We start from the raw sequence: 7545 nt of genomic DNA on the forward strand, positions 1-7545 counted from the left end.
CCTGGGCGTCTTCTGATAGAGGCCAGCTCAGGTTATGGCGCATCCAGGCGCCGACAAAAGGAAAAAAAGAGGCAAGGGAGTACATTAGCCAGGAGACGAGGAAAGAGGAAAACGGTGCTGGAATTCCTTGGTGCTATTGGCGGTATTGTTCTGATTGACCTGGTACTTAGTGGCGATAACGCTCTGGTCATCGGCGCGGCGGCGGCTCGTTTACCACGGCGAGAACGCTGGCTGGCTATTCTGCTGGGAGGTGGTGGCGCAGTGGTTTTGCGTATCCTTTTTGCAGTGGCTGCGACTCTGCTGTTGACCATACCGCTTCTACAGGCGGTGGGGGGCGCGGTGCTTCTTTACATCGCGCTTCATTTGCTGATGGAACGGATTAATCATCCGGACAAAGATGCAACGCCAGCCAGTCCTCACGGCGCCGCTCAGCCTCAGTCTGGGACCGGAGCGCCAGCGAGGGAAGGTATGCCTTCCCTGTGGCAGGCTCTGCTCACTATCATCATCGCAGATGTCACAATGAGCCTGGATAATGTGATTGCCGTCGGAGCCTTGGCTCATGGCAATCTGCTCTTGCTAGCGGCGGGTATCTTCTTGAGCCTGCTCATTCTGCTCTTTGGAAGCGCTCTGGTTGCAGAGCTGATCGGACGTCTTCCCTGGCTGCTTGATCTGGCGGCGCTGGTGCTGGGCTGGACAGCGGGACATATGATCCTGGGTGATCTGCGCCTGGGGCCATTCCTCAAGCAGGCCTGGTGGAGCGAGTATGTCATCTACGCCCTCTGTCTTGGTCTGGTGCTGGCCGTCGATGTCGCGCTGCGGCTGCGCGCCCGTCGCTCGTCTTCTCCGGTTGCCGTTTCTTCTCCATCTGCGACACCGGCAGGATCGCAGCCCGCAGCAACAGGTACCTCTCGAGATCAGGCGCTCCCCCAGCGAGGGACCAATGAACGATCTTAGCGATAAGGCACTGACCAAGTTAGTGGAGTTCTATGAGCAGTATGGTTATGCCGCCGCGCTGCTGGGAGCCTTGAGTGAGAATACGGCTCTGCTGGGGTTGTTATTGCCGGGCGGTTCCCTGGCTCTGCTGGCCGCTTTCCTGGCTCGCACGGGTCAGCTCGAGATTGTTGGTGTGTTCTTCTGTGTCTGGCTAGGTACTGTGCTCGGCTACCACTGCGACTATCTTGTGGGACGCCTGCTGTTGGTTAAGGCCTTGCATCGCCGTCTCCCCCGCTCTGTTGACCGGCGCTGGCGCCTGGCCGCTCGCTTGCGGTTGGCGCGGCGTTGGCTTCAGCGTCATGGAGGTAAGGCGATCCTGCTCTCCCATCTGGTCGGCCATATGCGCTCATTGACTGCTATGAGTGCTGGTATGCTGGCCATGCGCTACCGGCGCTTCCTGCTGTGGGAACTGCTGGCCGCCGGCTTGTGGAGCCTACTCTACTGCGGCCTCGGCTACCTGCTGGCCAGTGAGTACGCTCTGCTGAGCCGGTTGCTTCAAGGCAGCAGTTGGGCGCTTCTCTTGCTGCTGCTCGGCTTTGGCATGGCCTGGCTCACTGCCCGATCTCTGAGTCAGGGAAGCCGACGAGGTCGCAGGAACAGACAGGTAGGCTCACGCCCTCTCGCCAAGACGGAGCAGCGCTTGCCTTGATCAGTTAACCAGGCCTGGCCCGCCTCCCGTCACTGGATCAAGGGTAGCTTGCCGGTCTGCGGCTCAAGTGGCTCTTACCTGGGCTACCTTTTTGTTCTCCCCGCTTACTATCTCCTGCTCCTCTATCGCGCTCGTCTATCGCTGGCCTCTCTGTGCCAGGTTTCGCTCCAGAACGGCTGCCCTCAACCGGAGCGATGGCTTGCCCCATTTCTCTGGAGTAGACTATAATGAGAGCATAGACCGCGCCAGCCAGCCAGAGGCCAGGTCGTTGCACGAGAGGAGCGGCGTATGCACGTCAGCGAGCCTGCCGAATATGCCATTCTGGGGCTGCTGGAGGCGCGCCCCATGCATGGCTATGAGATGTTCCAGCATTTCCAGGGCGGCACGCTGGGCCAGATTGTCCACCTGGAAATGAGCCAGATGTACGCTTTTCTTAAGAAGCTGGAGCGGCTCAACTATATTGCTGCGAAGCTGGAGCCACAAGGCTCGCGCCCCCCACGGAAGGTTTTTCACCTTACCTCCGCTGGCAGGGATTATTTCCGCCACTGGTTGACAGAGCCGGTCGAGCGCCCGCGCGATATTCGTATCCTCTTCTTACTGAAGCTGTATTTTATCCGGCATGTTTTGCCTGAAGAGATGCCCGCGCTGATCGAGCGCCAGATCGCCGCTTGTCAGGCCTTCCTGCGCCATCTCGAAGAGTTACCAAAGGGCCAGGAGCAGCGCGCACCCGCTCAGGACCTGACCTTCTTCGATCGCGTCGTGCTCCGCAGCCGCATTCATCAGACACGTGCTCTGATCGCCTGGCTGCAAGAGCTGCTGCACGATTATAGTCCCGTGGGGACCTCTTCATAGGTGAAGGGGAGAGAGATCGCCGTAGTTAGACAAGCTGATCGCTGCTTTGCTCCTGGGTGCCTTAGGGCGAGCGGCTTGCGTTCTGACGCCATTCCCGCACCACTATGGTGTGCTCCTCCGTGCCACTTTCGTTCATTTGACGCCCCTCCTCAGCTATGCTACTATCTCTAATAATCAGATCCCAGCCTTACGTTGACCTCTCTTCTTTCCGCGCCTTTGATGCGCGAAAGATGTGGAAAGTGAGACGCATTGAATCAGCCAGACAGTCCTGATATGACATGATCAATGAGGTTAGCGATGCAGCTTTTCATGGTGACGGCCAGTAGCGAGACGGCGGCCTTGCAGGGGCTGGCGACGTTGTCTAAGTATCTTTTCACTACTGGCCTTTGTATGATCGGCGTCATGACGGTGGCCTATCTCTGGTATACGATCGGCACCGCTCGCTTGGCTAAGCAGGTAACCCGCCAGGTGCAGCGTCAACGGAGCAAAGACCAAAGGGTGGCTCAGAGCGCCAAGCAGACTGCTGCCGTCGCTGCAGTGGATGGTGAAGGCAGCGTCGCCACTCTGGTACGCCAGGAGGTTATTCTTAATGAGCAGCCCGACGGCGAAAAGCCGATCCCCCTGAGCCGCAGCTTGATCGCCGTTGGGCGCATTGGCACGACGGTCGGTTGGTTCGCGGCGCTGACCCTGGTTCTTTCACAAGGGCTGCGCACCATTGTAACGGGCCATGCTCCCTGGAGCAATCTTTTTGAGTTCAGCGTCAGCTTTACGGCGGCCCTGCTGCTCTGCTATCTCCTTTTCGAGGCCCGCTTCCATGAACGTGTGCGCGCCTGGGGTCTTTATGTCTGCCTGCTCTCGGTGGTGACCCTGGTTATCGCGATCTATGTCGGCACCACCTATAATCTGATTACTGGTTCGTCGCAGTTGATTCCTGCTCTTCAGGATCAGCCTATTCTGACCCTGCATGTCTCGATGGCCATCTTCGCTTATGCCCTGTTCAGTGTGGCCTTCGGGACTGGCCTGATTATCTTGCTTCAGGGCGGCAGCGGCCAGCGCATCGCCTGGTTGCCCTCCGCAGAGGCCGCTGATGAGCTTGGCTATAAGGCGGTGATCATTGGTTTTCCCTTGCTGGCCCTCAATTTGATCCTGGGCGCCTACTGGGCTAACTATGCCTGGGGCCATTTCTGGAGCTGGGACCCCAAGGAAACGTCAGCCCTTATCACGTGGCTGATCTATGCCGTCTACCTGCATGCGCGCGGCATCCGCGGCTGGCGCGGCAAGCGCATTGGTTGGCTGTTGGTCATTGGCTTCGCCGCTACGCTCTTCACCTACTACGGTGTGAGTTTCCTGGTACCCAGTCTGCATAGTTATGCTAAGTAGCAGCAGGTCATGGCCTAGCCAGTGCGATGGCCTGGCCGTAGCACAGGTTCTCTTCTATCTCCTCTGCCGCTGCTCTGGTCTCGACTGATACGAGACCAGAGCAATTTCGTTGCTGCTCCTCGTTTCTGGCATCCTCTTCAGAGCAACTCGCGCGCAAGTAGCAGCCGATAACGCGGGTTATAGGCTTTGTCGCAGAGACTGCACGAGACAGGACGACTGTAGCGGCGGGCACGCGGGTATTCTTTGCCGCAGTTGGGGCAGACATAAATATAGCGCAGAGGCGCTCGCGCCCGTCGAAGCTGCTCACGACGGGCGCTTTCTTCATGAAGTAGCCGCCTTAGCTCTTCCAGGTCATAGCCAGTGATCGCAGCCTCATCGGCGGCAATGGAATCATAGCCATGATGGCGATGGCGCCGTGGGGTTCCGCGCACGCGATCGGCGAGATGAATCAGCTCGTGAGCGACCGTGACCTCAATGGAACGCGGCTGCATATCCGGTTCAATGAAAATACAGTGCCGATGGCGTGCTAGCTCACTCGCTCCCTCCATGACTGCTGGACGAGAGAGCGACCCTTCGCTAAAGCCCGGCAGTGGGACCATCGCACTCGCACGCCTGCCCTCCGTTTGACCAGGCTTGCAACTGGCACGATCAGCCATGGAAGAGCTGACCTTCCCCGCGAATTGTACATAGCAATAGCAGCCGAGTACCATGAAGTTCAGTCGCTTGCCTGTCCAGCGCTGGTACTCACGACGATCCTGGGTCAGCGCTAACAGCGCTAGCTCGCTCTCTGGCAGCCCTAAGCGCTGCCAGTAGTGCCAAAACCAGCGCTCCACCAGCGGTGTGGCATGCAGAATGGGACCGGCTTGCACAGGCGGAAGGGCCGGCAAGCCGGGCTTGCGTTTCGCAGCCATATGATTCCGTTGCCCTTAAGTGTTTGCGTCTTGGTCAAGGCAGGCGCGCCTGCTCATAACTCGCAGCGTTGCTCTACTCTCTCAGCTAAACAAGCCGAACAGCTCGCTGTGAGCGTTGAACGCAAGCCATGCCCACCTAGTAGCCACATCAAAGCAGGTCTAGTCAGGCTCCACACAGCGTCAGGACCCTTCACCTACAACACGAGAGATAGCCCTACCGCGTTTAACTTGCCCTGCCTGCTTCTCCTTTGCTCCTCTGCGCTGCGGCTAGCTGGCAGAGTCTGACCATCAGCCTTTGCCCAGTATAGCAAGGGGAGCCAAGGGCTGCAAGTTTCCCTGTCTCAAAAGAAAAACACAGGCAGGGCCGGTCAGCCCAGCCCTACCCGCGCCTCAGAACGAGAAGGAGCGAGAAATAAGGGAGGCTTGCTTCTCCTCGCTCGTCTTCACCCTTCTCAGGCCATCGCCTTTGCATCGACCAGGCTGCGAGCAGCCTCATAGATGCGTTGGCCGCTGGGAATGACGGCGCTCTCCAACGGCTCCGAAAAGGGGGGATTGGTACATCGGGTACTCTGAGCTTTCTCATTGGAAGACCCTCACAAAAGCCTCTTTCGGCTCTGACAACGGGCTGCTCTCTGCAAATTGAATGGCCGCTTCCGCCTTCCGCTGTACCTCATCTCGCGATCTCCTCTTTGGCTACACGGAGGACCTCGATAACGTCCCTCCCATCGACAACGTATGCGGGGACATTGAAGCTTTGAGCGCGTTGAAAATGATGGGCTGTAGCGAGGGCCGCCCACTTCGGGGTCGAGTCTGCATAGAGATGGTCTTCAATCACAATCGGGAGGGGCAAGTGGAAGAGGCGAGCAACGTTCGAAGTTTCGGGAAACGTCGCATGCAGCTCTGCACGCAACGACGTGACCTGTAGTGCGCGCTCTTGACTGCAGAGGTACAAGGCCCGAGGATAGCGTGTCTGGCAGGATCACTTTGGCGCAGGGAAAACAGCCAAGCCTCACACACTCGTTCGCTTGCTTCACCGTTCCCAGTCCTCCCCAAGTGAGTTGGCTACGACGAGGCCATCTGGCTCAGCTTTATCTGTCTGCTTGTCTGTTTCAGCTCTACTCGATCCCTTATGACACTGTCAAGGCAAAGAAAGAGCTGACATGATAAACATTGACAGGCCTCCTCATGAGCAGTAAGATGAGGCACACGACACAATCAATCAGGTTGTCACCCAGATGGCGCGACTATCCTCGGATCTCCGCCCCTGTAAGGAGTACCTGTATGTCTTTCCAGGTCTTCATCAAAACAGAGAAACCCTTGCATCAACTCGCCAGCGAGATAGGTACGCTGCTCTCCCTGCCTCCCTTCACGCGACAGCGAAGCCGAGACGCGCTCTACTATCAGTTTGAAATGCTGGGTATGCTCATTCTCATTCATTACCTTGATGAAGAAGAGCGAGCGCCAGAGGTGCTCAGCTATCCCTATGTTTTCACTCTGCAGTTCGCTTTTACGGAGCATGACCTCGATACCGATGATCTGGAGTATCGTTTGCAGCCCTACTACGCGCGTCTGCTCAGCTTTCACCTGGGAGTAGAGACGGCCTATCACGAGAAGCAGCGCCTGAACCAGCGCTGGCGCGTTCGTTACCACTTCTGTCGCAAGAACCCAGACTGGAAAGGGGATATCCTTTACGGGGAACCTGGTTGGCAGCCAGCAGTGATCGAGGAACCGCCGAGCGAGTGGCGCAATCAGCTTCTCCCCGACTAAGCCTTATCTCCCCCCCAGATAGCTCTTTGCCTTTTTCCTCCTCGGTCTCGATTATTGCTCGTATGTTTCATGGCAAGATAGCAGCAGAATCGGAGTCTTCAGGTGAAGCTTGTCGAATGCTTTAGGACCCGCTTACCTGACAGCTTAGCGAGCCGCCCTATGCCGCCAGGACAAGAGCAAAGGGGGGACAGCCATGCCATTCCCCTGGCCCTTGCTTAAGCGGCTTGATCATGTTACAGTCTTTAGCGAGAGCAGTTGCTGCCGCCACCGCCCTGCTTGGCAGTCAAACTGCAAGTAAGGGCGAGCGCATGTGCTTGCTTGCGTAAGCGTGTCAGTCGGTGAGTAAGTGAGTGTGTGCTCCTCAGCCAATACCAGGGCGATCGGAGAGGATCAACCTGGTGGGACGGCGTGAGTCCACTCTCCCCAGAGTAACGAAAGGCAGGCTATGAGTAGCAGCATTGTTGAAGCAGCCATCGGTACAGAACTTCCCCCACTGGTGAAGCCGCCAATTACCCGCGAACAACTCCGTCGCTATGCCGAAGCTTCTGGCGATTACAACCCCATTCATCTGGACGACGAGGCGGCGCGCCGCGTTGGACTAGATGGGGTCATTGCTCATGGTATGCTCAGCATGGCGTTCCTCGGTCAATTTATCGAGCAGCAGATTGCTGCTTACCCCGATGCTTTGCTCACTCGCTTCAAGGTTCGCTTCGCCAACATGGTGCGTCCGGGCGATGTTTTGACTTGCCGTGGTCTGGTCACGGGGCGCAGCCGCGAGCCTGACGGGCGCGAGCAGGTCACCATCGAGTGCTGGGCCGAAAACCAGCGCGGCGAGCGAGTGACAAGCGGCGAGGCCGTTGTCTCTTTGCCATCCGCCTAAGTGAGTGACTGCACCGGTCGACTAACAAGGAGGTTTGCGCATGGTCGAAGCCAGGAACATCAGGGACATCGCCGACCTGCGGCTTCAGTACGACCTGGCGATCTACAACTGCC

8 protein-coding genes and 1 pseudogene are annotated in these 7545 nt (G+C 57.8%); 6 read left to right on the forward strand and 3 right to left on the reverse strand.

The features are described 5' to 3' along the window. Positions 1-114: 114 nt before the first annotated feature. The 4 genes from IRZ24_RS00600 (at position 115) to ccsB (ending at position 3874) form a co-directional block, all read left to right on the forward strand. Entirely contained in the window at positions 115-954 is an 840-nt protein-coding gene (locus IRZ24_RS00600) for a YjbE family putative metal transport protein (protein ID WP_297159541.1), read from the forward strand. Next, positions 941-1642 carry a VTT domain-containing protein gene (locus IRZ24_RS00605; protein WP_297159544.1) on the forward strand — a complete coding sequence of 234 codons (702 nt, stop codon included), beginning with the start codon at positions 941-943 and terminating at the stop codon, positions 1640-1642. The genes IRZ24_RS00600 and IRZ24_RS00605 overlap by 14 nt, the downstream gene beginning before the upstream one ends. A 288-nt stretch (positions 1643-1930) precedes the next feature. Continuing rightward, a complete protein-coding gene (locus IRZ24_RS00610; protein ID WP_297159546.1) occupies positions 1931-2494 on the forward strand; it encodes a PadR family transcriptional regulator in 564 nt (187 codons plus the stop codon). A 297-nt stretch (positions 2495-2791) separates the two neighbouring features. Further along, positions 2792-3874 carry a c-type cytochrome biogenesis protein CcsB gene (gene ccsB, locus IRZ24_RS00615; protein ID WP_297159548.1) on the forward strand — a complete coding sequence of 361 codons (1083 nt, stop codon included), beginning with the start codon at positions 2792-2794 and terminating at the stop codon, positions 3872-3874. A gap of 137 nt (positions 3875-4011) precedes the next feature. Here the strand turns inward: ccsB and IRZ24_RS00620 are convergent, their stop codons facing one another. From IRZ24_RS00620 to IRZ24_RS19720, 3 genes and pseudogenes are all read right to left on the reverse strand, one after another. Further along, a complete protein-coding gene (locus IRZ24_RS00620; RefSeq protein ID WP_297159551.1) occupies positions 4012-4785 on the reverse strand; it encodes a hypothetical protein in 774 nt (257 codons plus the stop codon). A 452-nt stretch (positions 4786-5237) separates the two neighbouring features. Next, positions 5238-5374, reverse strand: a pseudogene (locus tag IRZ24_RS19715) (alpha-ketoacid dehydrogenase subunit beta); the annotation flags it as partial. 81 nt (positions 5375-5455) lie between these two features. Beyond that, complete coding sequence (locus IRZ24_RS19720) at positions 5456-5737, reverse strand: thiamine pyrophosphate-dependent enzyme (RefSeq protein WP_366914207.1); 282 nt, start codon at positions 5735-5737, stop codon at positions 5456-5458. A gap of 329 nt (positions 5738-6066) precedes the next feature. On the opposite strand from IRZ24_RS19720, the gene IRZ24_RS00625 reads away from it, so the two are divergent. Both IRZ24_RS00625 and IRZ24_RS00630 read left to right on the forward strand, forming a co-directional pair. Next, positions 6067-6552 (forward strand): hypothetical protein, encoded by a 486-nt coding sequence (locus tag IRZ24_RS00625; protein ID WP_297159554.1) that lies wholly within the window; start codon positions 6067-6069, stop codon positions 6550-6552. A 445-nt stretch (positions 6553-6997) separates the two neighbouring features. Beyond that, complete coding sequence (locus tag IRZ24_RS00630; protein WP_297159556.1) at positions 6998-7432, forward strand: MaoC/PaaZ C-terminal domain-containing protein; 435 nt, start codon at positions 6998-7000, stop codon at positions 7430-7432. Positions 7433-7545 lie beyond the last annotated feature (113 nt).

It is taken from the genome of Thermogemmatispora sp. (assembly GCF_019683755.1).
Lineage (GTDB): Bacteria > Chloroflexota > Ktedonobacteria > Ktedonobacterales > Ktedonobacteraceae > Thermogemmatispora.